Below are 23,944 nucleotides of genomic sequence, written 5' to 3'. Positions count from 1 at the left end.
CAATGAATTCAGACGCAGTCGCTTCTCTTCATTGCTCCGTTCTGCGGTAGCCGTCCCGAACCCCCGTCTGCTTTTCAATGTCCCATCACTCGTCGCCCCCGACACTCAACCGCCGCCAATTTCTCCGCAGTGCGTCCGCGCTGATCGCGTTGCCAGCCCTGGAAGCCCTGAGCTCAAAGGCCGCAGCAGCCACCACGGCTGCCAAAGGTGCTAAAAACTTTGTCGCCATTGGCTCCTATCTGGGCTGGCATCAGCCGGCATTCTTCCCCACGACGGCAGGCAAGGGCTATGAGATGCCGACCAGCCTGAAGCCACTCGAGCCCTTCCGCAACAAATTCACTGTTTTCTCCGGTCTCGATCACCGCGCGGCCAATGGCCACACGGCGTGGCCGAACTTCCTCTGCGGCAACACCCCTGGCGCCTACTCGCTGGACCAGCAGCTTGCCGATCAACTCGGTGGGAAGTCACGCTTCGCCTCCATCGAGCTGGCCACAGGCATGGGCGAGGGCGCCAAGTCGATGAGCTTCACCAAGCAGGGCGTGGGACTGCCGCCCATCCTGCGGCCCAGCGTGCTCTACCGCCAGCTCTTCGCCTCCCAGGCCTCCAGAGAGCGCACGGAGTACCTCATCAAGAGCGGCCAGAGTTCCCTGGATAGCGTGCTGGACGATGCCAAGCGCCTGCAGGCCAACCTGCCCCAGCGCGACAAGGAAAAGCTCGACGAGTTCTTCGACTCCTTCCGCAGTGTGGAAAAGAAGATGGAACGCCAGCTGGTCGCGCTGGATCAGCCTGCAAAAGACCCAGGCTACAAGCTGCCCAGTTACGATCCCATCACGCCCAACCTGCAAATGGAGGCGGGCTCCATCATGTATGATCTCATGACCCTGGCGATGGACTCGGGCTCCACGCGGGTGATGTCGCTTTTCCTTGATGGCCTGGGACAAGTATTCGCCATCGACGGTGAAGTGTTGAAAGCCGGTTACCACGCCCTCTCGCATCACGGGAATGATCCCGAGATGATTCGCGACCTTCTCGCCATCGAGCGCGCGCACATGGAGTGCTTTGCCGGATTCCTGCGGCAGCTTTCGGAAAAGAAGAATCCTCAAGGCAAATCACTGCTCGACGATACGGTGATTCTGCTCGGTACGGGCATGGGAGATGCCAGCCGCCACAGCAATGCCAACCTGCCGACGCTGGTCGCCGGGGGTGGCTTCAAGCATGGTCAGCACCTCGCCATCGATGCGAAGGCGAAGGACGCACCGCTGCTCGGGGACCTGTACATCACCCTGAAGCAACGACTCGGTGTGGAGACGAATTCCTTCTCAAACGCCTCGCGCAATCTCAACCATCTGTTCTCGTAATGTCGCGTTTGGGAGTGGGCTGGAAGTTGTTGGGTGGAGTTGTTTGTCTGACCACGACGTTCGCAAAGGCGGAGGAGAAGAAGACCTCTCCGGTTCCTGAGGCGGTTGTCGCGGTGTTGGATCAGCACTGTTTCAAATGTCACGACGCCGACGTGGCGAAGGGTGGCATCAATCTTGACCGCCCTGCGATCGATTGGAGCGCGGATGGTGCCGCCAAGATGTGGGAGAAGGCCTTCAATGCGGTGACTTACCAGCAGATGCCGCCGGTGAATCGCAAGCAGATGACGCCCGAGGAGAAACAAACTCTTCTCAGCTATCTCGATGGGCAGCTCACGCAGCACACGCCCATCGGCGGCACGTTGCCTCGTCGGCTGAACCGGCTGGAGTACCGCAACTCCATCCGCACGGTCTTCCAGATGGGGGACTTCGAGCTTCCCACCGGATTCCCCAGAGACACGCGTGATCACGGCTTTGATACCGTGAGCGAGTCGCTCGTTCTCTCACCTCCCCTTCTTGAGGCGTATCACGATGTCGCCCGGCAGATTGCGGACGAGATCTTTCCCCCGGCCAAGGTGAAACCTCCGGTGACCAAGAAGACCGCCGGCGTGAAGGATCTGGTACTGAGCTTCTCCGCCTCGACGCTTCATGGAGACGCCCTGCGCCTGGCTTCGCGCAGTCTCGACATCATGCGAAGCTCCACCTGGCCGAGCAAAATCGAGGTGACCACTTCAGGGATCTACCGGATCACCGTGAGCACCTCCGCCTTCCGTCCCAAGGATGATCAGCCGATGATCCTGGAAGTGCGGGCTCGTGATGTAGCGGCCACAGACCGCTCCCGCGCCACCGCGTTTCGCCTGCTCAAGGAAATCGAAGTCACCAAGGAAACTCCTGAAACGGTGACCTTCGAAGCTGCCCTGTATGAAGGGCAGACCCCCCTGTTCCGCTGGGTCAATGCCGAACTGGATCATGAGCCTGAAGCCTTTTCCGCGCTGCTGACACATCACTTCCAGGACCAGCGCTTCCTTGCCGCCTGGCAGGAAATGCTCTTCCCCGGGAACCCCAGGAAGCGCATCTCGGTGACGCCTCTGCGCGGGCGCAATGGCTGGAACATCTTCCAGCGTCACTACAAGAATCCCAACCTGAACATGGCCGATGCTGTTCCCGGCAATCGCTACACGGAGATGGCCCTCGCCATGGCCAAGGATGACGGCACGTCGCGTGAGTTGGGTGACACCCTCACCTATTACTACCATGAGAACGGACCCGCCCTGCAGCTGCACGGGGTGACGGTGGAGGGGCCGCTTGAACTCGTCGAAGGCCCACAGGATCTGAAGCGCCGCGAGTGGCGCGAGTGGAACTTCGGCACGCGAAAGCAGGGTGAGAGTGACGAGGTCTATGCGGACCGCGGCCTGCGCCTCTTCCTCCCGCGGCTCTTCCGCCGCGTACCGAGTGATGAAGTTCGCCAGAGCTACCTCGAGATCGCCAAGAACCACTGGGCTGAAGGGCACACCTTTGATGAAGGCATGCACCTCATGCTGCGCAGCACGCTGGTCTCACCGCGCTTCCTCTATCGTGAGACCAACCCCGGTGAACTGGATCAGCTCGACCTCGCGAGCCGGGTCGCCTACTTCCTGACACGCGACACGCCCACCAGCAACATCGCCCTGCAGGCCCGCGGCGGGAAGCTCGCCGATCCGAAGGTCTACCGCGCCACGCTCGAATCGCTACTGCCCAAGTCGCCCGGCTCGCCCATGATTCGCGACTTCACCGAGCAGTGGCTGGACACGCGTCTGCTGCCCGAGATCATGCCCGATGAGAAGTTCGGATTCTCGCCGGAGGAAGTGGAACTCGCCAAGGCGGAGGTGGAGCATTTCTTCTTCATCATGCTGCACGAGAATCGCCCTCTGCGCGATTTCATCGACCCGGATTTCATCGTCACCTCCAAGCGCTTCGCGATGGAGAACTATGACTACAAGGTGGAAAACGAGAAGCCTGTGAATCCCAATACCACGTACGTGGCCGAACACCGCAGGATGGAGCGGCTGCCCATTCCACGTGGTGGGGTGCGCGGTGGTTTGCTGGGGCAATCCGCCATCCTCATGGCCACTGCCAATGGTGTCGATACCCAGCCCGTGCTCCGTGGCGTGTGGGTGCTGCATAACATCCTCGGCATTCCCCTTCCTCCCCCGCCCGCCAACGTGCCGGCACTGACCCCAGATACACAGGGCGCGAAAACGCCACGCGATCTGCTCGCCGCCCATACAAAGTCTGCCGACTGCAAGGGCTGTCACCAACAGATCGACCCCATCGGCTTTGTGCTGGAAAACTTCGATCCCGTGGGTGGCTGGCGTGATGAATGGCCGCACATCAATGTGAAGATCGATCCCTCCGGCGTGCTACCTGACGGTACCCAGGTCAAAGACTATGCGGACCTGAAGCGCTGGATCGTGACTCACATTGATGTCTTCGGCCAATGTCTCGCGGAGAAGCTGATGATCTATGCCACGGGACGGGTTCCGAGCTACGCGGAGAAGCACGAGCTGAAGGAGATCGTGGCAAAGATCGAGCAGGACAAAGGTGGCTTCCGCGATCTGGTTCTCGCCCTGATGGAGAGCAAGACGTTCAGGACGCGGTGAGTTCCCACCCTCAGTCTCAGATGCCTGATCCGAGCTCCGTAGTCCGGCTCATGCGTCTGCAACGGGACCTGGTACCAGCATCGTCATGCCTGTGAGACGCTCGGAGAACTCCCACAAGCGGGAGGCATTTCCCAGGCTCAAAGCCTGTCTGGGGATGCCTGCCTGAGCGGGCGCACCACGGGTTTCGCCAAGTCTCGCGGGACCATAGTAGCCGCCTCCCTCCGCGTTTGGTGAGGTAGCGGCAAAGAGCGAAGGCAGCGCACCCTGTGATGCAGGCTGGAACAAGAACCACAGCAAGCTGCGCATCATGCCCGTGGGACTCCAGCGACCGGGAGCGTTGTGCAAAAGATCGGTGCGCGAAACACCGGGGTGTGCGGCGATGCTGGTGATGCCCAACCGACCGGCCTTGCTGCGCCGCTGCAGTTCCAACGCGAACATGAGACAGGCCAGCTTGGACTGGCTGTAAACGCGCATCGGCTTGTAGCTGCGCTCCGCCTGCAGGTCCTCGAAGTTGATGGCTCCACTCCGCGCCGCAATACTCGACACCGTGATCACCCGCGCATCCCTGCCAAGGCACAACAACGGCAGGAGTTGCAGCGTGAGGGCGAAGTGGCCGAGATAGTTGGTGCCGAACTGCAGCTCAAAGCCATCCGCGGTTTCCTTTCGCTCAGGGGGATTCATCACTGCGGCGTTGTTGACCAGTAGATTGAGGCTCTTGCGCTGACTCCGCAGACGCGCGCCGAAGTCGTTGATGGACTCCAGACTGGCGAGATCGAGTTTTTCGAAGCGAGCTCTGGCAGACCGCACGTCAGCGCAAATTCTCGCAACGGCATCCATACCTTTGTCCGCATTACGTCCAGCGATGATGACTTCGCCGCCGGCACGAGCAAGTGCCAGGGCCGTCTCAAATCCGATTCCTCCGGTTCCCGTGATGACCGCCAAGCGCCCATTCTGAGAGGGAATGTCGGAGGCTGACCAGTTGGCATCAATGCTCACAGGCACTGCTCCGACGGATGTGATGGCACCAAGGTTCGTCATATTGATGGTCCTTTGTTTTATTGACTGTCCAGACACTCTTTTTTCACTGCAAAAATTATGACATGGCTCTCCAGAAGGCTTCAAAACCCGTCTTGCAGTGCTGCTTCGCCCTGGCGGGGTCACTGACCATGAAGTCCATCGTTGTTTCGGCAATCGAGGTCATGAGCGCGCCGACAAAACTCATGGGCGCATTACGCATCGACCCGCCGGCCCGCATCTGCTCCACCATATCGGCAAGACCACCCATGGCCTTTTGGGCGGCCGCTCGGGTCTCCGGGGTGATGAGATCAGACACATTGAGCTGCGTCAGGGCACGGCGCTTGTCGGGGCTGGTGCTGGCCCACTGCGTCCAGTTGGACCAGACGTGGAACGCCTGTTTGCGAAGGTCCGCCTTCGCTGGAAATTTCTCCAGAATCACGGCCGCCATCCCACTTTTCAGTTCGAGGTAGAGCTGGTTGAACAAATCTGCCTTGGTCTCGAAGTAGGTGAAGAGAGAGCCGTTGGAGATGCCCGCTTCCCTGGCGATGGTAGCTGTCGGCGCGCTCAGCCCTTGCGTCACGATCACGCGCGTAGCCGCGTCCATGATCGCGTTGCGCTTGTCATCGCTTTTCGGGCGGGCCATGCGAGAACCATATTCATGACTGACTGGACAGTCAATTATTTTTACTCCTGGTTTCCGTCCCGTGGACGCGTGTGCACAGCAGGCATGAGGCAGAATCGACCGTGCGTTACTCGGGCTTCGACTTCACGGTCTCGAAACTCTTCCCCCGCGCTCCCAGCCCAAAGGTGCCGTCGTCCGATTTGGAAAGGTATGCCGGGTATTTCTTGCCTTGCTCCAAGGCCGGAGCCGGGGAGGGCCCCACCCACCCGTCCTTGGGAAGAAGCCGCTCGTAACGTACGGTGATCTTGTCCCCCTGCTTCGTTCCACTCTTGCTGCGCACGACCTTCAAGACGGTGGCCTGCACGGTTTCGATCCGCTTCGAGCGGTCGAATACGCCGGGAAACTTCGAAGAAACCTTGTCGACCTCAATTTGGAAGACTTCTGGAGTATCCGCCTGGAACTGCTCGTAGGCTGAGGGTGGAAGCTCGGCTTTTGCGGTGATGAAGCCCGCGACCAGCACAAGACATCCCAAAAGTAAAAAGCGGCTACTCCTCATGCATCGGACCTTCTTTCTGAAGGCAGGAAAATCAAGACGCAAACGAGGCACTCGAGTCGTCACCTCTCTGAGACAAGGAAATGGCGGAGAGAGAGGGATTCGAACCCTCGGTAACACTTTACGTGCTACAACGATTTAGCAAACCGTCGCTTTCGACCACTCAGCCATCTCTCCAGAAAGTTTGAGTGCGGGAGGCGGAGTGTTGCGCAGGGGGGAGGAAGAGTCAAGGAAAGTTCGGAGTTTGGTGGGCGGAATTCGGAGATTTGGGCGGGGATGGGCAAGGCCCTCATGGAAAGGGCAGTGGCTGGCATGGGGTATCCGCGCCAAGAAGGACGGCGGAGGGAGAGGTGCAAAGGTGATGGTCTGAGACGGTCGGCACGACAAGCGGGGCAGCCCGCTGCAACACATCGTCCGTTTCCCGTTCGATGGGAAGGAGATCAGATCAGGTCAGGTGGAGAGCCACCAAGTCCGATTCCGGCTATCGTACATCCATCCTTCGAACATACCGCCAGGCTTTGGAAACGAGAACCTGTAGAAGTCGCGATATGAGTGATAGCTGTGAGGACTAAGGAGGCGGGGGACGGGAGGTTTGGAGGGAAGCTGGTCGAGACTTTTTGGGTAGAAGCCGTGGGCCTTGCGATACGCCTCCAGGAGGGGCGCGACCTGTGCAGGATATTCCTTGGCCTCGTCGACACCCAACTCATGGACGTAACGATTGATGGGAATGGCGAGTCCGAGAAGACCGGCGCACACACCCACGCCGTACAGGACGTTCTGCCAATGACGACGCAACTGCGGACTGTCGTTAAGAAAGAGCCGCCGAAACACACTGACAAGTGCCGCGGGAAGACCAATCCAAACCAGCGCTACTGGACCAAGGACCTCGAGAACCATCGTGTCCGCGAAGCAGGCAATCACAACGAATGCCACGACCGCTGCTGTGAGGAGGAACCAATGACGTCGTTTCATGAGGTGAACCCAAGAAGCTGATATTGTCTTTTCCTTGGTGGCCCGCCGTTCCCATGCGCTTCGCCCTCACTTCCTCACTACCCAGATGTTTCGGTAGCGCACCGGGTTGCCGTGGTTCTGCAGGAAGATGGGACCGGGAGTAGCGCTCTCGTCCTTGATGGGAGCGGAACCGGTGATGTTGGGAATTTCCACATTCTCGTGGATGGGCACGCCGTTATGCTTCACGGTAAGTTTGGCGTTCGCGGTCTTCTTGCCTGAGGCATCAAACTTTGCGGCGGTGAAGTCGATGTCGTAGGTCTGCCAGCTCAGCGGCGGGTAGCACATGTTCACCTTGGGCTGGGCGACCTTGTAGATGCCGCCGCATTCGTTGTCCTTCCCTTCGAGGCCGAAGCTGTCGAGCATCTGCACCTCATAACGGCCCTGCAGGTAGATGCCACTGTTCCCACGTCCCTGGCCGCGTGCGGTGGGCATGTAGGGCAGGCGGAATTCGACGTGGATGGTGCAGTCGCCGAATGTCTCTCCACTGGTAGCGCCCTCCATGAGCAGACCGTCCTTGGTCACGCGGGACTTGGGGAAGCCATTGACGCCCTTGCCATCGAAGAGGACCAAGGCGCTCTCCGGCGGGGCGGCGTTCAAGGTGGGGGACTCGCGGTAGGCACGCTTGAGATCCATGATGGGCTCCTTGTGCATCTGCGTGACGAAGATTTTCGCGCCGTCCGCCTCGCCGCGGGACTTGGGTCCGTTGAAGACCACGGTCATCTCGCCCTGCTCACGGCCACCGGGCACACGCGTCACGTCGCCGCGGTCGCCGTCCCAACCCTCGCCGGGCAGGCCACCCTTGTAGCGTACGGCTTCGAATTTCCCGTCCCCCAGCGCGATGATCTGCGTGCCAAAGCGGTTGCCCTCCTTGTCCTTGCCCACGTATTCGCCCTGGATGATGAAGTCATCATCCGTCTCACCGGGGTCGTCGTAAGCCTTGGGCTTCGCAGGCTTGGGAGCGGGTGCAGGCGTGTCAGCGGGCGCGGGCACAGATGCCTCCGGCTTCGCAGTTCCGGCAGCCGCAGGCGGAGTGGTGGTCACAGCGGCTGGAGGTGACTGTGCCTGCAACAAACACGTGGTGGTGGTGCTGACCAGTACGGTGAGAAGCAAGGAAATGCGCATACCTTTGGAGAGGATAGAGGAAAAGCAGGCGCGAGGGCAAGAGCAAGAGCGCGGCACATGCACGAACTCAAACGCGGCCCGGCAATGGCTCACGTGGAACGGAACCATGCGGAAACGACGATGGGTGACTCAGCAGAGTCTCCTCAGAAACCCAACCTCAACTCCCCACCAAGACTCCATCAAGATTCGGGATTGAGGATTTCGCTCGCAGTATCTGCAGCGAAGGAGCTCAGCGACTGGATGGCGGTCAATTCCTCAAGCGGATCCTCAAGCGCGCCAACTTCCTCCTCGGACACCTTCATGAAGAAGGATGCCTGGCCCCAGCGGTGGTTGAGATTGCGCAGGATGGCATCCCGGTAGCTGACGAAGCTGCTCACATCGTAGCTCGGTGTGCTGTATCCGTGCGAGCCCTGATACCAGTACAGGTTCAGCGCGCGCATGCGCACGCGAGTGCCGTCGTCCTTCAGTATGTCGCGGAACACACTGAGCACCGTGGCGTGGAGTTCCCGACCGTCCTTCAGTCGCAGGGGCACTTCCTGCCGGTTGGAGATGATCCAGCCCTGGTCCGGGAGACAGCGCTCCGGCTGGTGCAGGGTCTTTTTCACCTCGCCGCTCAGTACTACGGTCACCAGCACCTGGCGTTCGTCCGGCGTGAGGTACATGCGGCGGTCCAGCCTGACGGTTTCGTCAAAAAGTGCGCGCTCCTTGCTGGTCATGGTGAGGGCCGTGCTCGGACATTCACCGACCATTTCCGGCAGGCCGGGGCGGAAGCTCGACTCCGCAAGCTGCGCGGCCGTGGGCGTGACCCAGCAAATCGCCATGGCAGCGACTCCCAAGGCCAGGGCGGTGCCGCTCTTAGCCATGACATCATTCGCAGAGGCGGCGGCATGCCCTTCCCGTGGGAGTGCGCCAGCACCGGACTGATGTCCCCACTTCTTCATCTGGTTCCAGTGTTTCCTCTCGAAGAGCGAAGCCAGGCCGAACACGCCCCCCAGCGCCACCCCGAAGACCACAAAGCCGGCGAACAAGTGGAAGAAGGACTCAACCTGCCTCGATTCGGAGTAGCTGGGGCGCTCCAGCCCAGCCTGAGACAGTACTGCTACCGACATGGCGGCCTCCGGCGCCTCTCCTTCGGCACGGGAGAACATCACCTCTCTCAACGTGGCGTCTTCCAGCACGCTGCTGGAGAGCTTGCCCTGCTCCACCTTCGCCTCGAAGGTACGCCCGTCCGCAAGGGTCCCCTTGCGAATCCAGCCTTGGATTTGATTCTCCGCCGTGACGTTCTCCACCACGAGGCGCCCACCGGTGATCTTCACAAAGTCCTCCCTGCCCTGGTTATCCTTTCCAGCCATCACGCCACTGACCAGCGACGCCTCCACCAGCTTGCCATGGATCTGTTTTCCCACGGCGAACTCCTGACCTACCACGAGGGAGGCGATGGCCAGCATCAACAGACGCACCACATTCCCAATCACGGCCAGCGGAATGGTGCTCGCAGCCAGCAGGAGGCGCGGGCCGGTGCGCTTGAGCGCCACCATGCTGTAGAGCACACCGGTCATGATGAGCGCGTACAGCGAACGCATGCCACTGCATGAGTCCGACACATCCAGGGTGAACTTTGCCCCCTGCTGCAGGCCTGCCGCGGTGTCTGCCATGGACTGGAGCGTGGACCCCTCGCGCACGCAGGGAATGCCCACGGTATTCAAGATGCCACTGGCAATCTGAGCCGTGGGAATCTTCAGCCGGGCAGCCAGGAGATTGTCGAGGGGGAAAAGAGGCCACGCAAAGGCCAGGAACAGCCACGGGATGAAGAGCGCGCGCATCCACTCCTTCCCGCCCAGGAGCAGGATGAGTCCTGCGAGAAGGATCTGCAGGGCCGCGAAACCGAGATAGCCGGTGTCCACCTTGTATCCGGCCCAGTAGACAAAGATGCCGAACAGAAGGACCGGCACGCCCAGCCAGGAACCGTGCAAGGGCATTTTCTTGAGAAGGTCCGCCTGCCGCCAGACGAGCCAGCCGGCGATGAGCGGTACGACGAGGCAATACTGCCACTCGCCATTATCCGGCATCTGGGTGAGCAGCTTCCACCAGCCCTCCAGCACACTGCCCCGGGTCGCGAAAGTCCAGTGCTGGTAGGGGAACACCGCAAAAAGCAAAACCATCACCAGCGCACCCACTCCGAGCGGAATCCACCGCGTCCATGTGACGGCGGCGTCAACGGTCTGTTTCTTTTCCGCTGTAAGGGTGGCACTGCTCATGGGATGGGATGCGATTCAAGAGGGATGAGGAAAATTTTCGGCTCGCGAAACATTGCGCTTTCCTTATGCTAGATGCAAGCTGGCGACCGGATACGATTCTGGCACTTCGTCAGTTTCAATCATTCCGTCCATGGAGACAAGCAATCAGACAGAGGGCACGCCCACCCCCTACGGTGAGCCCCCGCAGCAGGACTATGAAACCGGGCAGGATGCACTCCCCGACGACGCTTCCTCGTGGGGATGGCAGCCCAAGCCCCCGGTGACGCGCGCGACAACACCGGTGGAGAATACGGATGCGGATGAAACGCCCTACCTGGCGCCCTCCCAACCCACGCCTGCGGCATCAATTCCTTCTACGTCCGCGACGGTGCCCGTGCCTCTGCCTTTCCCTGCGTCACAACCGACTTCTTCGCAGCAGTTTTACTCCCCGAAGGTGCAGCCCATCCTGCGGCCCCAGCCCGCTCCCGCGCCGACGGCCACGCAGCCGCTCGACCCTGCCCCCCTTTATCAGCCGGTAGTACAAACACCCGCGCCCGCACCAGCTCCGCGGCCCGCACCTGCGCCTGCTCCTGCTCCTACCACTGCCACAGCGCCGGTCTCTGCCTCTGTAGCTGCAGATGCTCCCCCCGCCGTTGGTGGGACGTCACGCCGTCGCCCCATTCTCGGCGAGGAAAGCGAAAAGGCCGAACAGCTGGGACTCACGGGACGGGCTGCCACGTCCTACATGGTCTCCGGTGTGCGCCATGCCAACAAGCGGCGCAATGATAGTCTTCTCAAGCTTCTAGGCCTGCTCTTCCTGGTGAACCTGCTGGTCATCGGAGGTTTTGGCGCGTGGCTGTATAACTATTTTGTCACACAAGTGGAGGGTCGCATGGCGGACTTCGCCAACCGTCCAGCGACCGGTGGTGCCAATGGTTCCGGCTCTGCGTCAGCGCGAGCAACATTCCCTGCGAACGCCGGCGGCGCCACTGCGGTGGAGATCAAGCAGCTGCAGGACAACTTCGAAAAACGCTTCGCAGACCTCAAGAGCCAGCTCCAGGTCGCGCAATCCCGCCTCACCGAGTATGAGAGCACGCAGCAACAGCAGCAGACGCGTGTGAATGCCCTCTCCTCCCAAATGGCCTCGTCTCCAGGGAATGATGCCTCGAAGGGCACTCCCACCGAGCCAGGGGCTGCTGCCGTGGTGCCGGGGGTGGAATTTGAGATCCCGCCCTCCTCGAATGACCTCATTCTCCTGAAGGAACGCAACCGTCTCACCAGCTATGCGGATGAAGCCATCGCCACGGGTGCGCGCGTACCCTATGACCGCCTGTGGGAGGCGCTGGAAGATCCGAGGTTCATCAAGCTGATCCACGCCGCGCGGGCGGAGATTCTGCGCGTGCAGAATTTCTACCTCTCCGGCTCACGTATCGAGAGCTACACCATCCAGGTGGGTGACTACTTCCCGGAAAATGCCTCCCTGAAGGACAGCCAGCTCCGCGATGAGCAGCTCATCGAGCTCCTGGAGAAAAAAGAAAATCCGTGGCAGGTACGCATGAAGGCCGCGAATCTGCTCGGCCTGCGCCGCTCCCGTGCCGTGGGTGATGCGCTGGTACGTGCGGTGAAGTACGATCCGAATCTCGACGTGGTGAAGGAGGCAACCTTCAGCTTCGAGCAGATGTCCGGCTACCGGGCGCGCATTTTCGAACCGGCGTCCATGGATGCCTGGTGGACGCAGTACAACTCCTCCCCGGCCTCCAATTCCAACGCCAACGGCGCCGCTCCGAAGGATGCCACGGCCACGGCCTCCACCAACGGACCTGCGCCCAAGAAGACCGCCAAGTCTTCTGCGCCTGCACCCACACCTCCTCCCGCCGCCGAGCCGCCTCCTGCTGCCCCGGTGAAGGAAATGCAGCCCGAGCTTCGCCTCCCCGAGTGGGATGAGGCCCAGGAAGCGCGGGATCGCGCGGACAAGGCCGTTTCCGACCAGCAAAAGGCTCGCGAGAAGAAGGACGCTGAGAAGCAGGCCACCGCCCCAGCCGCCGAGCCTGCGAAAAAGAAGAAGAAGTCCGAGTAAGGTCTGCCGCTGCTGCTGCTGCTGCTGCCTCTACTGCTACTCGCGCGCGCTTACTTTTCTGCGCGCCGTCCGTTGTTGCGCTTGGATGAAGCAGCAGCGGCCACGGGCTTCGGTTTGAGTTCCAAATCGTTGCCCACGGCTTCGCACAGGGCCAGGAAGGTCTGCTCTGCGAGGGTGACAGCCTTGTTCTTCAAATGCGTCACCACCCATTGGCGCTTGATACGGCCACGCAGCAGGGGAATGGCCACCAGTTCGCCGGACTTGAGCTCATTGCGGGTCACCCATGGAGCGACCATCGCAACGCCCAAGCCCAGCTTCACGAGTTCCTTGATGGCCTCCGTGCTACCCAGTTCGATGAAGGAGCGTGGCCGCGCTCCCAGCTTCAGGAAGTACTCATTGATGAGCTGGAACGTAGAGCTGTTCCGGCTGGAGATGATGTAGGTCTCTCCTGCCAAGTCCTTGGGCTTCGGCGGCTCCTGATGCCAGGGATGCAGAGGTGAAGTGAGGAAGACCAGCTCATCTTCAAACAACGCATGGCACGTGAGATGGGAGGTATCGCGAGGTCTCAGGCAGATGGCGATGTCCAGCACGCCATTCTCCAGCCGCTCCAGCGTCTCTGGCGTTTCTCCCGGTGATACGGAGATACTGAAGAGTGGAAACGAATCTTTGAACTCACGAAGTACGGTGGGCAGGATGAACTGCGAGGCCGCGGGCGTGCAGCCGATGCGCAAATGGCCGCGCGGGTTCTGGTCCAGTGCCCCAAGGCTGGAACGCGCCTGGGCCATCTGATTCTGGATGGCGTCCGCATGGCGGAGGAGTTCACGGCCATGGTGAGTCAACAGAACCCGCTTCCCCTGACGATGGAAGAGCTGACAACCGAGGTCCTGCTCAAGCGCCCTAATGGCATGGCTGATGGCGCTTTGCGTAAGATGCAGTGCTCTACCCGCCTGCGTAAAACTGCCCTCCCGTGCGAGGACGGTGAAGGCACGAAGCTGGCGTGCATCTAAGAGCGGCTGTTCCATCTATGAATGAAATTCATGCATGACGGGAATAAGATGTCGAGCGGTTTTTAGGATGATCTTGGCACGTGGCACGCCCGCTGCGGTGTGCCAACCCCGTGACGAAGCATTCAAAACACCATTCCACGAGCAGCATTCGAGGCCGCCGCGGCGCCGTTCGCATCGGGTTCATCGCCCTTGCTGACTGCGCACCACTGCTGGTGGCAGACGCCCTCGGGCTCTTCGCCAAACATGATGTGCAGGTGGAACTGCACCGCGAAGTGGGCTGGGCCACCATTCGCGAAAAGATCCTCTATCGACAAATCGACGCCGCACATGCCGTCACTGGTCTTGGCCTTTCGCTGCGTCTTGGCCTGGGTGGTGCCGCCTGCCGCACCATTGCCCCATTCATCTTCAATCTGCATGGAAATGCCATCACGCTGAGCATGGATCTCTGGCGGCGTGGCGTGCGTGATGCCGCCTCGCTCGGCAAGCTCATCCGCAGCAACCCACAGCGCCTGATCACGCTCGGCATCGTGGCGCGCACCTCCACACACAACTTCATGATGCGCCGCTGGCTGCAGAGCGGCGGTATCAATCCGGATCGTGATGTGCGCCTTGTCGTGCTGCCTCCCACACAAATGGTAGGCTCGCTGGCCGCTGGATTGATTGATGGCTACTGCGTGGGTGAACCGTGGAACTCCGCGGCCGTCACACGAGGTATCGGCTGGTGTCCGGTCACGAGTGAGGATCTCATGCCGGGTCACCCGGAGAAGGTGCTCCTCACCACCGAGGACTATGCGGAGGAACATCCCGCAGAGATTCGGGCGGTGATCCGTGCGCTGTATGAGGCCTGCCAGTTTTGCGATCGCATGGATAACCGCGCGCGTGTCGTGGAAATTCTCCTCAGCAGTGGCCATGTGCGTGCCGACCGCGATGTCTTGAAGCTCTCGCTCATCGGTCCCTTCGATGATGGCACCTCGCGCCGTCGTGCCGCGGAGAACTTCCACATCTTCCATCGCGGCGATGCGAATGCGCCCTCCCGCGCGAAGGCAGAGTGGCTGCTCGGGGAGTTCATCGCCCACGGACTCATCCCTGCCGAAGCACGCGAGCAAGCCCGCGAAGAAGTGCTGCGCTGCTGCACTCCGGAACTTTTCCACGATGCCCTCTCCTCACCTGCACCCGCATCCGCATCCAAGCCCACCAAAAGCAAAGCTCAAGCCGCCCTCCAACCTGCCCTCGCATGAATAAGATGACCAATACCATCTCCCGCCGCCAGCTCATCCGACAGTCCGCCAAGGCCCTCAGCGCCGGAGCTCTGCTCGCCGGCCTACCCAAAGGCTGGGTCGGTACCGCCTATGCCGATGACTCTCCGGAGCGTGCCGACATGAAGTTCGGCATGATCGCGCTCACCGACTGCTCCAGCATCGTGATCGCTCACGAGAAAGGCCTCTTCAAGAAGTACGGCATCAACTCCACCGTGGCAAAGGGCGCAAGCTGGGCGGCGATCCGCGACTCGCTTTCCAATGATGACATCCAGGCCACGCACATGCTGCTAGGCATGCCCATCGCGAGCACCATGGGTCTGGGCGGCGCTCCGAAGAAGCCGATGATTGTCCCGTGGATCCTCAATCGCAACGGCCAGTCCATCACGCTGAAAAAGGATCTCGCCGGTAAAGTGGCAGACGATCCCAAGGCACTGAAGCCTCTCGTGGATGCCGCGAAAGCCTCTGGCACGCCGATGACCTTTGCCATGACCTTCCCGCCTGGCACACACGCCATGTGGCTCCGCTACTGGCTCGCCGCCGGTGGTGTGAATCCTGGCGATGCCTCCGGTGGCGGCGCAGACATTTCGCTCATCACCATTCCCCCACCCCAGATGGTGGCGAACATGAAGGTGGGCAAGATGGATGGCTTCTGCGTGGGCGAACCGTGGAATGCGCGCAGCATTGCAGAAGAGATTGGCTTCACTGCCATCAACACGCAAGGCATCTGGAAGGATCACCCCGAGAAGGTGTGCGCCTTCACCGAAGAATTCGCCAACAAGAATCCCAAGACCGTGAAGGCCGTGCTCAAGGCACTGCAGGAATCCAGCGCCTGGCTCGACAAGATGGAGAACCGCGAAGAGCAGGCGAAGATCGTCAGCGCGGCCACCTACATCAACTGTCCGCCAGAAACGATTCTCGGGCGTCTGCAAGGCAAGTACGTCATGGGCGACGGACGCAAGTTCCGCGACCCGAACTACATGATCTTCAACGATCGCAACTGCAACTACCCGCAGCCCAAGTACGCCAAGTGGTGGCTCACGCAGCTGCGCCGCTGGGGCTTCACCGAAGGCGCTCCGGACTACGAAGGCGTGGCCAAGCAGGTGATGCGCACGGACATCTACGAAGAGGCGATGAAGGAGATGGGCTACGCCCATGGTGGCCTGAGCGAGACACCGGAAACCTTCTTCGATGGCAAGGCCTTCGATCCGAAGGCAGACCTCGAGGCCTATGCGGCCAGCTTCGATGTGAAATCCCTCAAAGCATAACGCGCCATGCACGTTCTCAAAAGACTCAGACTCGATGACTTCATCCTGCCGCTGGTGGGCTTCGCCGCCTTCCTCATCTTGTGGCAGGTCATCGCAGGCAAGGTGATGGTGACCAAGGAAGTCGATGACTTCGGCGACACCATCACCAAGACCAAGCGAGTCGGCATCAGCGCCGACCTGCCGGCTCCGAGTGAAACCTGGAAATCCAGCAAGCCCTACATCGTGGAGCCCTTCGCCAAGCGCGGAGAGCTCGACCAGGGCATCCTTTCCTTCACCAAGCTCTCGCTGGGCCTGGTGATGCAGGGGTACCTGATCGCGCTGGTGCTGGGTACGCCGCTCGGTTTCTGCCTGGGTCTTTCGAAAACGTTTACCAAGGCGGTCGACCCCATCATCCAGGTACTACGACCGGTGTCGCCACTCGCGTGGTTCCCGCTGGGACTGGTGCTCTTCAGCTCCGTGAAGCTGATGGATGGCAGTGGCAAGACCTACTTCGGCGCCTCCGACGCGGCGGCACTCTTCACCATCGCGGTCTGCTCCATGTGGCCCACGGTGATGAACACCGCCGTCGGAGTGCGCGCCGTGCCACAGGACTACCTGAATGTGGCGAAGGTGCTGAAGCTCTCGAAGTTCAAGACTCTCATGAAGGTTCTCGTGCCTGCCACGCTGCCCTACATGTTCACCGGTTTCCGTCTCTCCCTCGGTCTCGCCTGGCTCGTGATCGTGGCGGTGGAGATGCTCACCGGTCGCCCCGGTGTGGGTGGCTTCCTCTGGCAGGAATACAATGCCGGCAGTTACTCGCGCATCGTGCTCTGCATTCTCACCATCGGCGTCGTGGGCCTCGTGCTCGACCGCTTGATGAGTGTGGTGGAGCGCCGGTTCAAAACTGCTTAACCGAAGGATTTATGATTTTTGATTTACGATTTTTGATTTTTGCCCGAGCGCCCCTTGGTCGTGGAACGGGTAGCATTAAAGATCTTTGTGAGTTCTTCGGCTTCGGTGTGCAGCGGTTGAAGTCGCGTTTTTGGGAGAAGCCCGGCTTGGATGGTCAACTCCAGCCAAAAGGTGGTTTCGTCCGCCTCTTCCAACGTGATGCCAATCTTGCTCAAGAACTCCGCTCTAGAACGGCCGCGAAGTGCTGCGCGGTAGTTCGCTGCAACGGAGGTGGCACTTCTGGCAATCTGATTTGCCACAGTTCTGCCGGCAACGCTCTTCGGAAGGGCATCGACCATCTTAAGGGTTCTCACAGCGAATTCCATCGTCCGGTTTTTGAGCTCAACGGGTGTCATGTTCGACACTCCAAATCAAAAATCATAAATCATAAATCATAAATCCGATGGCTCTGATTGAACTAAAAGGCGTATCGAAGGGCTACGGGAGCAATGGCTCCCGCAACGAAATCCTCAAGGACATCAACTTTGCCGTCGAGGAGGGTGAGTTCGTGGTGATCGTCGGATATTCCGGAAGCGGAAAGACGACGCTGATGAACATGATCTCCGGGCTCGCGAAGCCGGATACGGGAGAGGCTTTGATGGAAGGAAAAGCCATCACGGGTCCCGGCCCAGATCGCAGCCTGGTGTTCCAAAACTACTCGCTACTTCCGTGGCTCACGGTGACGGAGAACATCGCGCTCGCAGTGGATGCGGTGTTCCCAGATTGGTCCAAGGACAAGCGACGCGGACATGTGGAGAAGCACATCGCGATGGTGAAGCTCTCCCATGCGGCGAGCCGCTTCCCGAAGGAGCTCTCCGGCGGCATGCGCCAGCGTGTATCCGTGGCACGTGCTCTGGCCATGGACTCACGAGTGCTGCTGCTCGATGAACCACTCAGTGCGCTTGATGCGCTCACGCGTGCCACGCTGCAGGATGACATCAGCGACATCTGGCAGCGCCAGCGTAAAACGGTCATCTGGATCACCAATGACCCGGACGAAGCTATCCTGCTGGCTGACCGTGTCATTCCCCTCCTGCCCACATCGCCGGCCACGCTCGGCCAGAGCATCAAGGTCGAACTTGAACGTCCTCGCGATCGCAAGGCCATCAACCACGATCCCAAGTTCAAAGCCCTGCGCAATGAGCTGATCAACCTGCTGCTCGAAGCGAAGGGCAAGCAGCGCTCCACGGTGAGCAAGAAGCTCGTGCTGCCGGACATCCTTCCGGAAGACTTGAGTGTGGTGAACAGCCTGCAGTTCCTGCACCGCCGTGGACCACGCCGTCGCAATGAAGAGAAGCGCGAAACCATTGAAGTCCTCCCATGATTGCCAGCGCCCAGCCGAAAACCATGCTCGAAGTGAGCCACCTGTGGAAGGCCTTCCCCACGCCCAAAGGTGAGATCACCATTGTGAAGGATTTCTCCCTCAAGCTCGCGGAAGGAGAGTTTGCCACCCTCATCGGACACTCTGGATGTGGCAAGAGCACCGTGCTCTCCATCGTCGCGGGCCTGTCCAATTCGACGAAGGGCGGCATCATCCTCGCCGGACGCGAAACGGATGAGCCCGGACCGGATCGTGGTGTCGTATTCCAGGCGCCGTGCCTGCTGCCCTGGCTCACCGCGTTTGAGAACGTGATGATTGGCGTGAACCAGGTGTACTTCACTGCCAGCAAACAAGAGCGCAGGCAGGTCGCGGAGTATTACCTCAGCGTCGTGGGCCTCGCGGAGTCGATGCATAAATATCCCGCCGAACTTTCCCAGGGCATGCGCCAACGCGTGGGGATTGCCAGAGCCTTCGCCCTCCAACCGAAGATGTTGCTGCTCGACGAGCCTTTCGGTATGCTCGACGCGCTCACCCGTTTCGAACTGCAGCAGGTGCTGCTCGAACTGTGGCGCAAGTTCCGTATCACCACCCTTATGGTCACGCATGATGTGGATGAAGCCATTTTCCTGAGTGACCGAGTGGTGATGATGAGCGACGGCCCCGAGGCCGAGGTCGGCGACATCCTGCGCATCCCCTTCGAACGACCGCGTGATCGCAAGGTCATCATGGAAGATCCGCGCTACTACGATCTGCGCGAGCACCTCATCACCTTCCTCAACGACCGCTCACATCTCCGCCCGAGCAAGGATCCTGCTTTCAAGCCCTCGGCCGATATGGCCGAGGAGCTTCGCTCCCACAACCTGTCTGTGCCCACCCCTCTCCCAGCCGCATAACCAAGTAAGCATAAGCCGATACCATCAACCGTTAAACATCCGCTCACCACACATGAAGCAATCGCTCATTCTACCAGCACTCACCCTTGTCGCCACGGCGGCGCTTGCCGGGACGCCTGTCCCGGACAAGAACGCCAAGGCGGTGATCCCACCCCAGCCCGAGAAGAAGATCGTCACCTTCGACTTCCAGGAACGCCTGCGTTTCGAGTACCGCGAGAACAACTTCGACTTCAATGATGGAGTCAACTCCCTCACGGATGACTCGTGGCTGCTCCAGCGCGCCCGCCTGGGCATCAAGGTCCAGCCGACGGACACCCTGACCTTCTACGTGCAAGGCCAGAGCTCCCTGGAGCTCGACTCCGACCGTCCCAATGACCCCGGTGTGATGGGTGCAGAAGGCGACGACGCCATCGATCTTCGCCAGGCATACATCGCCATTGGCCCGAAGGAATTCAATGTCACCATCGGCCGCCAGCTCCTCAGCTACGGAGACGAGCGCCTGATCGGCGGCTTCGACTGGAACAACTTCGGACGCACGTTCGATGCGGTGAAGGTGCACTACGCTCCCACCAAGGACTGGTTCCTTGATGCCTTCGTCTCCAGCGTGGTCGTGATCGACAAGGATGAGTTCAACCAGAGCGATCTGTTCGATGGCAACGACACCGGCCGCAACCAGGTCTTCTACGGCGCTTACTTCAGCACCACAGCCCTGTGCCCGCTGGGGTCCACCACGGACTTCTATGCGCTCGGCCTGCATGAAGAATACACCGTGGGAGACACGGACTTCGCCACGCTTGGCACCCGTGTGAAAGCGGACATCACCAAGACGGGCGGTTGGGACTACGAAACCGAAATGGCTGTGCAGTTCGGTGACGTGAAAGGCAAGGATCTCTCCGCCTTCGCAGGTCACTGGGGTGCGGGCTACGTGTGGACCAAAGCTCCCTGGAAGCCACGTATCTTCGCAGAGTACAACTTCGCCACTGGTGACAGCAACGCCAAGGACGGCGATGTAGGCACCTTCCAGAACCTGTTCCCCACGAACCACAAGTTCTACGGTTACATGGACGTCTTCTCCTGGCAGAACATCCACAACCCGGCCATCAGCTTCAGCGTGAATCCGGTCAAGACCGTCAAGCTGCAGCTTGACTACCATGCCTTCTGGCTGGCAGACACGGCTGACGCCTGGTACCGCGCGAACGGTGTAACCGCCGTGCGCCCCATCAACGCGAAGGCTGACAACTTCGTCGGCACGGAACTGGATTTCACCGCGACCTGGAAGGCCACGAAGCAGCTTAGCTTCCTGGTGGGTTACAGCCACTTCTTCGCAGGCGACTACCTGAAACAGACTGGCAGCAAAGCCAGCGACGACGCCGACTTCGCCTACCTGCAGGCGACGTTCGACTTCTAAGCCGACAAGCCATTCCCGCGGCGGCGCAGAACTTTCCCTTCTGGAAAGCCTGCGCCGCATGCATGAACGGAATTCATCGTTTCCAAGAAAAGTTTACAGTCTGTTTATAGATCTCATCCGGGCGGTTGGCATGGCTGGTGCGTTTGAGGCGGACGCCAATCCGACCTTTTCATACCGCCCAATGAAACTTTCCGACCTCAAGCATTCCGGCCACTGGCCCACGCTCGTCACTTCATTTCTCTACTTCGACTTCAGCTTCATGGTGTGGACCCTGCTGGGTGTCCTGGCCAATCAGATTGCGGCGCCGGAGTCGCTGAACCTCACCGCCCAGCAGCGGTTCTTCATGGTCTCGGTGCCGATTCTCTTCGGTGGCCTCTTCCGTCTGGTGCTGGGCCTGCTGGTGGATCGCATTGGCGCCAAGCGCACCGGCATCGCGGCACAGCTCGTGGTCATGTCGGGCCTGGCTGCCGCGTGGTTGTTTGGCCTGAGGAACTATGAGGCCACGCTCGCCATGGGCGTGGTGCTCGGAGTCGCGGGAGCCAGCTTCGCAGTGGCGATACCGCAGGCGGGTCGCTGGTATCCCCCGCGCATGCAAGGCCTCGTGATGGGTCTTGCGGGAGCGGGGAACATTGGCGTCGTCATCGACTCTCTGCTCGCACCACGAATCGCCGCCATCTGGGGCTGGCAGGCGGTATTCGGCATTGCGCTCTTCCCTGCGGTGGTGGTTCTCTTGATTTACATCTTCTTTTCGAAGGAGGCTCCCGTGCAGATCACGCCCAAGAAGGTCAGGGACTACTTCCGCATGTTCCGGGACAAGGACGTGCACTGGTTCTGCTTCTTCTACACGGTCAGTTTCGGTGGCTTCGTGGGCCTGGCTTACTCGCTGGGCATGTATTTCAAGGATCGCTTCGCGCTGACTCCCTCGCAGGCCGGTGATCTCGTGGCGCTCTGCACGGCCATCGGCGCGCTGGGGCGGCCCATCGGCGGTGGCATCTCTGACCGCATCGGCGGCATCCGTTCCCTGTTCATCTACTACACGGTCGCCTGCATTGCGCTGGTGTTGGGTGGGTTCGTAAACAACCTCGTCTTCAATGTCGCAGCGTTCTTCATCGCCTGTGGTGCATTCGGCATGGGGAATGGCTCCGTGTTCCAGTTGCTGCCGCAGCGCTTTGGAAAGGACCTTGGTCTGATGACCGGACTCGTCGGCTGCGGCGGCGGCATCGGTGGGTTTCTTCTAGCCAACATGATGGGCCAGAGCCGCGAGCACACGGGCAGCTATCTCACCGGCCTGCTCATCTTCGCAGGCCTCTGCCTCTTCGCCCTCATCGGCCTGAGCCTGGTGAAGACCCGCTGGCGCACCACGTGGGGCGCACTCACTGAGGCGAGAATCTAATCTTCACGTTTCACCCGCTCATTTCGCTCCGTGAAGCTTCGCTCCACCACCCACGGCATCGCTCGCGAGGAAGGCAAACCTTCCTCCGACGCCTTCGCCGTGCGCGCATGGGGCGAGACGGTGGTGGCGGTCCTGGCTGATGGAGCCGGCAGTGGTGAGCCCGCACGTGAGGCAGCGCAACGCGCGGTGCGTTCGCTGATTGAAAACTACGAGGCGCGTCCCCGCACCTGGTCTCCGCGGCGGGCTCTCACGGAGTTCACGCAGTTGCTCAATCGCACGCTCTACCAGGAGTCACTCGCTCGCTTCGACCGGCCGGAAATGGTCTCCACGTTGGCAGCGACCGTCATTGAAGGGGACCGGCTCTTTGGTGTGAACATCGGAGACTCGCGTGTCTGCCTGGCGCGCAATGGCATCCTGGAAATCCTTTCCGAGGATCATGTGGAAGCGGAGCGCACCCATGTGCTCACCCGCGCCCTCGGCATGGCGCCGGAGGTGGTACCCCATGTATTCGAACTCACGCTACTGAATGGTGACATCGCCCTGCTCTGTTCGGATGGCGTCTCGAACCACCTTTCGCCAGAGGCACTCGCGGGTGAACTTGCCACGAATGCGACGGCACGCGGCATTGTGAAGGCAGCCCATATGCTGGCCAAGGACGAGACGATGGATGACATGAGCGCCATTGTGCTCGATGTTGCCCAGACCGGACGCCTTCGTGCCATGAGTGCGCGTGACCTCTCCATCCCTGCAGCCTTGCGCAAAGGTGAAGTCGTCGATGGATACGAACTCCTCCGCTCCTTTCAAGATAGCGACCGTGTCTGGCTCGCTGAGAAGAATGGCCAGCGCGTGGTGCTGAAGTTCGCTCCAGTCGAGGCAGTCGACAGCGAAGCGCACCTCAATGCCTTCGTCCGCGAAACATGGAATGCCACGCGACTGGACTCCGGAAATTTTGTCACCGCACACGAGCCCTTGGGACAAACGGCGCGGTTCTACGTGATGGAGTTCGTGGATGCGCCAAGCCTTTCCAAAGTGCTCCAGGACCGCCAACTCTCGGTGGACTCCGCCATCGGCCTGGGACGTTTCCTTGCCGAGTCAGGAAGCACGCTCCTGCGCCACGACCTGGTGCATGGGGACATCAAGCCAGAGAACATCCTCTGCGTGGGTGACTACGCGAAGCTGAGCTTCAAGCTGCTCGACCTCGGCAGCGCAGCAGAAGTTTTCTCGGTCACGTCTCGGGCCGGCACAGCGAGCTACCTGGCGCCGGAGCGCTTCCACAGTGCGCCCATCAGTGAGCGCACGGAGATCTTTGCCATGGGCGTCACGCTCTACCAGTCGCTCACGAATGCGTTTCCCTATGGGCGCATCGAGCGATTCCAGACACCGGTGTTCCATGCGGCGAAGCGCCCGACCAAACTGAATCCCAACATCCCTCCGTGGCTGGAGGCGGTCATCCTTCGGGCCATCGCACGCAAGCCCGAGAGCCGGTACCAGCACTACTCCGAATTCATCTACGACCTCACGCATCCTGAAAAAGTGGAGCCGTTCTTCGAGGACGATGCGCCACTACTGGAGCGCAATCCTCTCGGCTTCTATAAAGCTGGTTTCTACACACTGCTTTTGCTGTGCCTCTGGCTGCTGATGCAGTTGCTCACGCGGCACTGAATCCCTCTTCACCAGCGAGAGATGTCTTTTGTTTCCATGATTTTTGAACTCGCGTCCTTCAATGCCGGAAAGCAGCCGTGGCTGAACGGCTTGCACGCCGAAGGGCAGATCCGCATCAACTGCATGTAAGCGCTCTTCGGGGCATCGATCAAACCCGCTGCCAGTGCGCAAAA

The 23,944-nt window shown here is 60.4% G+C and carries 19 protein-coding genes and 1 tRNA gene; 11 read left to right on the top strand and 9 right to left on the bottom strand.

Annotated features, from left to right (window positions below; genetic code table 11):
- The first annotated feature begins 77 nt into the window (after positions 1 to 77).
- Positions 78 to 1,358 carry a DUF1552 domain-containing protein gene (locus tag G5S37_RS05420; protein ID WP_165201585.1) on the top strand — a complete coding sequence of 427 codons (1,281 nt, stop codon included), beginning with the start codon at positions 78 to 80 and terminating at the stop codon, positions 1,356 to 1,358.
- Complete coding sequence (locus G5S37_RS05415) at positions 1,358 to 3,994, top strand: DUF1588 domain-containing protein (RefSeq protein WP_165201583.1); 2,637 nt, start codon at positions 1,358 to 1,360, stop codon at positions 3,992 to 3,994. The genes G5S37_RS05420 and G5S37_RS05415 overlap by 1 nt, the downstream gene beginning before the upstream one ends.
- A 48-nt stretch (positions 3,995 to 4,042) precedes the next feature.
- Here G5S37_RS05415 and G5S37_RS05410 read toward each other — a convergent pair whose 3' ends face one another.
- From G5S37_RS05410 to G5S37_RS05380, 7 genes are all read right to left on the bottom strand, one after another.
- Positions 4,043 to 5,032 carry an SDR family oxidoreductase gene (locus tag G5S37_RS05410; protein WP_165201581.1) on the bottom strand — a complete coding sequence of 330 codons (990 nt, stop codon included), beginning with the start codon at positions 5,030 to 5,032 and terminating at the stop codon, positions 4,043 to 4,045.
- A gap of 55 nt (positions 5,033 to 5,087) precedes the next feature.
- Complete coding sequence (locus G5S37_RS05405; RefSeq protein WP_165201579.1) at positions 5,088 to 5,654, bottom strand: TetR/AcrR family transcriptional regulator; 567 nt, start codon at positions 5,652 to 5,654, stop codon at positions 5,088 to 5,090.
- Positions 5,655 to 5,760: 106 nt separating this feature from the next.
- On the bottom strand, positions 5,761 to 6,189 hold the full coding sequence (locus G5S37_RS05400) for a hypothetical protein (protein ID WP_165201577.1): 429 nt from the start codon (positions 6,187 to 6,189) through the stop codon (positions 5,761 to 5,763).
- Between the two features lie 81 nt (positions 6,190 to 6,270).
- Positions 6,271 to 6,363: transfer RNA gene (locus tag G5S37_RS05395), tRNA-Ser, on the bottom strand.
- 273 nt (positions 6,364 to 6,636) lie between these two features.
- Positions 6,637 to 7,158: a hypothetical protein gene (locus G5S37_RS05390; RefSeq protein WP_165201575.1), complete on the bottom strand. Its 522-nt coding sequence runs from the start codon at positions 7,156 to 7,158 to the stop codon at positions 6,637 to 6,639.
- Positions 7,159 to 7,224: 66 nt separating this feature from the next.
- Positions 7,225 to 8,319: a DUF1080 domain-containing protein gene (locus G5S37_RS05385; protein WP_165201573.1), complete on the bottom strand. Its 1,095-nt coding sequence runs from the start codon at positions 8,317 to 8,319 to the stop codon at positions 7,225 to 7,227.
- A 179-nt stretch (positions 8,320 to 8,498) separates the two neighbouring features.
- On the bottom strand, positions 8,499 to 10,577 hold the full coding sequence (locus tag G5S37_RS05380; RefSeq protein ID WP_165201571.1) for an exosortase/archaeosortase family protein: 2,079 nt from the start codon (positions 10,575 to 10,577) through the stop codon (positions 8,499 to 8,501).
- Between the two features lie 130 nt (positions 10,578 to 10,707).
- Here G5S37_RS05380 and G5S37_RS05375 point away from each other — a divergent pair, with 130 nt between their 5' ends.
- Positions 10,708 to 12,633: a hypothetical protein gene (locus G5S37_RS05375; RefSeq protein ID WP_165201569.1), complete on the top strand. Its 1,926-nt coding sequence runs from the start codon at positions 10,708 to 10,710 to the stop codon at positions 12,631 to 12,633.
- Between the two features lie 50 nt (positions 12,634 to 12,683).
- Here the strand turns inward: G5S37_RS05375 and G5S37_RS05370 are convergent, their stop codons facing one another.
- Positions 12,684 to 13,655: a LysR family transcriptional regulator gene (locus G5S37_RS05370; protein ID WP_165201567.1), complete on the bottom strand. Its 972-nt coding sequence runs from the start codon at positions 13,653 to 13,655 to the stop codon at positions 12,684 to 12,686.
- 65 nt (positions 13,656 to 13,720) lie between these two features.
- Between G5S37_RS05370 and G5S37_RS05365 the strand changes: the two genes are divergently transcribed.
- Genes G5S37_RS05365 through ntrB form a run of 3 tightly spaced genes read left to right on the top strand, consistent with a single transcriptional unit; the run spans position 13,721 to position 17,055 of the window.
- Positions 13,721 to 14,878 carry a CmpA/NrtA family ABC transporter substrate-binding protein gene (locus G5S37_RS05365; RefSeq protein WP_206026322.1) on the top strand — a complete coding sequence of 386 codons (1,158 nt, stop codon included), beginning with the start codon at positions 13,721 to 13,723 and terminating at the stop codon, positions 14,876 to 14,878.
- Positions 14,875 to 16,164, top strand: a complete 1,290-nt coding sequence (locus G5S37_RS05360) for a CmpA/NrtA family ABC transporter substrate-binding protein (RefSeq protein WP_165201563.1) — start codon at positions 14,875 to 14,877, stop codon at positions 16,162 to 16,164. The genes G5S37_RS05365 and G5S37_RS05360 overlap by 4 nt, the downstream gene beginning before the upstream one ends.
- Positions 16,165 to 16,170: 6 nt before the next feature.
- Positions 16,171 to 17,055: a nitrate ABC transporter permease gene (gene ntrB, locus G5S37_RS05355; protein ID WP_165201561.1), complete on the top strand. Its 885-nt coding sequence runs from the start codon at positions 16,171 to 16,173 to the stop codon at positions 17,053 to 17,055.
- Positions 17,056 to 17,078: 23 nt separating this feature from the next.
- Here ntrB and G5S37_RS05350 read toward each other — a convergent pair whose 3' ends face one another.
- A complete protein-coding gene (locus G5S37_RS05350; protein ID WP_165201559.1) occupies positions 17,079 to 17,450 on the bottom strand; it encodes a four helix bundle protein in 372 nt (123 codons plus the stop codon).
- Positions 17,451 to 17,497: 47 nt separating this feature from the next.
- Here G5S37_RS05350 and G5S37_RS05345 point away from each other — a divergent pair, with 47 nt between their 5' ends.
- The 5 genes from G5S37_RS05345 to G5S37_RS05325 all read left to right on the top strand — a co-directional run bounded on the left by G5S37_RS05345 (position 17,498) and on the right by G5S37_RS05325 (position 23,771).
- Positions 17,498 to 18,418, top strand: coding sequence for an ABC transporter ATP-binding protein (locus tag G5S37_RS05345; RefSeq protein WP_165201557.1), 921 nt, complete (start codon positions 17,498 to 17,500; stop codon positions 18,416 to 18,418).
- Complete coding sequence (locus tag G5S37_RS05340; RefSeq protein ID WP_206026321.1) at positions 18,415 to 19,308, top strand: ABC transporter ATP-binding protein; 894 nt, start codon at positions 18,415 to 18,417, stop codon at positions 19,306 to 19,308. The genes G5S37_RS05345 and G5S37_RS05340 overlap by 4 nt, the downstream gene beginning before the upstream one ends.
- Positions 19,309 to 19,360: 52 nt before the next feature.
- The gene (locus tag G5S37_RS05335) at positions 19,361 to 20,716 is read left to right on the top strand and encodes an alginate export family protein (RefSeq protein WP_165201555.1); all 1,356 of its coding nucleotides are present in this window, start codon (positions 19,361 to 19,363) and stop codon (positions 20,714 to 20,716) included.
- Between the two features lie 181 nt (positions 20,717 to 20,897).
- Entirely contained in the window at positions 20,898 to 22,109 is a 1,212-nt protein-coding gene (locus tag G5S37_RS05330) for an MFS transporter (RefSeq protein ID WP_165201553.1), read from the top strand.
- 30 nt (positions 22,110 to 22,139) lie between these two features.
- Positions 22,140 to 23,771 carry a bifunctional protein-serine/threonine kinase/phosphatase gene (locus G5S37_RS05325; protein WP_165201551.1) on the top strand — a complete coding sequence of 544 codons (1,632 nt, stop codon included), beginning with the start codon at positions 22,140 to 22,142 and terminating at the stop codon, positions 23,769 to 23,771.
- Positions 23,772 to 23,944: the final 173 nt, after the last annotated feature.

Origin of the sequence: Roseimicrobium sp. ORNL1 (assembly GCF_011044495.1) — a bacterium.
Taxonomy (GTDB): domain Bacteria; phylum Verrucomicrobiota; class Verrucomicrobiia; order Verrucomicrobiales; family Verrucomicrobiaceae; genus Roseimicrobium.
This window is presented reverse-complemented; position numbering and strand designations above follow the sequence as displayed.

Coding starts and splice junctions, on each gene's coding strand:
- ntrB (WP_165201561.1), top strand. CDS start 16,171: ATGCACGTTCTCAAAAGACTCAGACTCGATGACTTCATCCTGCCGCTG.
- G5S37_RS05400 (WP_165201577.1), bottom strand. CDS start 6,189: ATGAGGAGTAGCCGCTTTTTACTTTTGGGATGTCTTGTGCTGGTCGCG.
- G5S37_RS05405 (WP_165201579.1), bottom strand. CDS start 5,654: ATGGCCCGCCCGAAAAGCGATGACAAGCGCAACGCGATCATGGACGCG.
- G5S37_RS05420 (WP_165201585.1), top strand. CDS start 78: ATGTCCCATCACTCGTCGCCCCCGACACTCAACCGCCGCCAATTTCTC.
- G5S37_RS05350 (WP_165201559.1), bottom strand. CDS start 17,450: ATGACACCCGTTGAGCTCAAAAACCGGACGATGGAATTCGCTGTGAGA.
- G5S37_RS05340 (WP_206026321.1), top strand. CDS start 18,415: ATGATTGCCAGCGCCCAGCCGAAAACCATGCTCGAAGTGAGCCACCTG.
- G5S37_RS05385 (WP_165201573.1), bottom strand. CDS start 8,319: ATGCGCATTTCCTTGCTTCTCACCGTACTGGTCAGCACCACCACCACG.
- G5S37_RS05330 (WP_165201553.1), top strand. CDS start 20,898: ATGAAACTTTCCGACCTCAAGCATTCCGGCCACTGGCCCACGCTCGTC.
- G5S37_RS05415 (WP_165201583.1), top strand. CDS start 1,358: ATGTCGCGTTTGGGAGTGGGCTGGAAGTTGTTGGGTGGAGTTGTTTGT.
- G5S37_RS05360 (WP_165201563.1), top strand. CDS start 14,875: ATGAATAAGATGACCAATACCATCTCCCGCCGCCAGCTCATCCGACAG.
- G5S37_RS05390 (WP_165201575.1), bottom strand. CDS start 7,158: ATGAAACGACGTCATTGGTTCCTCCTCACAGCAGCGGTCGTGGCATTC.
- G5S37_RS05335 (WP_165201555.1), top strand. CDS start 19,361: ATGAAGCAATCGCTCATTCTACCAGCACTCACCCTTGTCGCCACGGCG.
- G5S37_RS05345 (WP_165201557.1), top strand. CDS start 17,498: ATGGCTCTGATTGAACTAAAAGGCGTATCGAAGGGCTACGGGAGCAAT.
- G5S37_RS05380 (WP_165201571.1), bottom strand. CDS start 10,577: ATGAGCAGTGCCACCCTTACAGCGGAAAAGAAACAGACCGTTGACGCC.
- G5S37_RS05410 (WP_165201581.1), bottom strand. CDS start 5,032: ATGACGAACCTTGGTGCCATCACATCCGTCGGAGCAGTGCCTGTGAGC.
- G5S37_RS05370 (WP_165201567.1), bottom strand. CDS start 13,655: ATGGAACAGCCGCTCTTAGATGCACGCCAGCTTCGTGCCTTCACCGTC.
- G5S37_RS05375 (WP_165201569.1), top strand. CDS start 10,708: ATGGAGACAAGCAATCAGACAGAGGGCACGCCCACCCCCTACGGTGAG.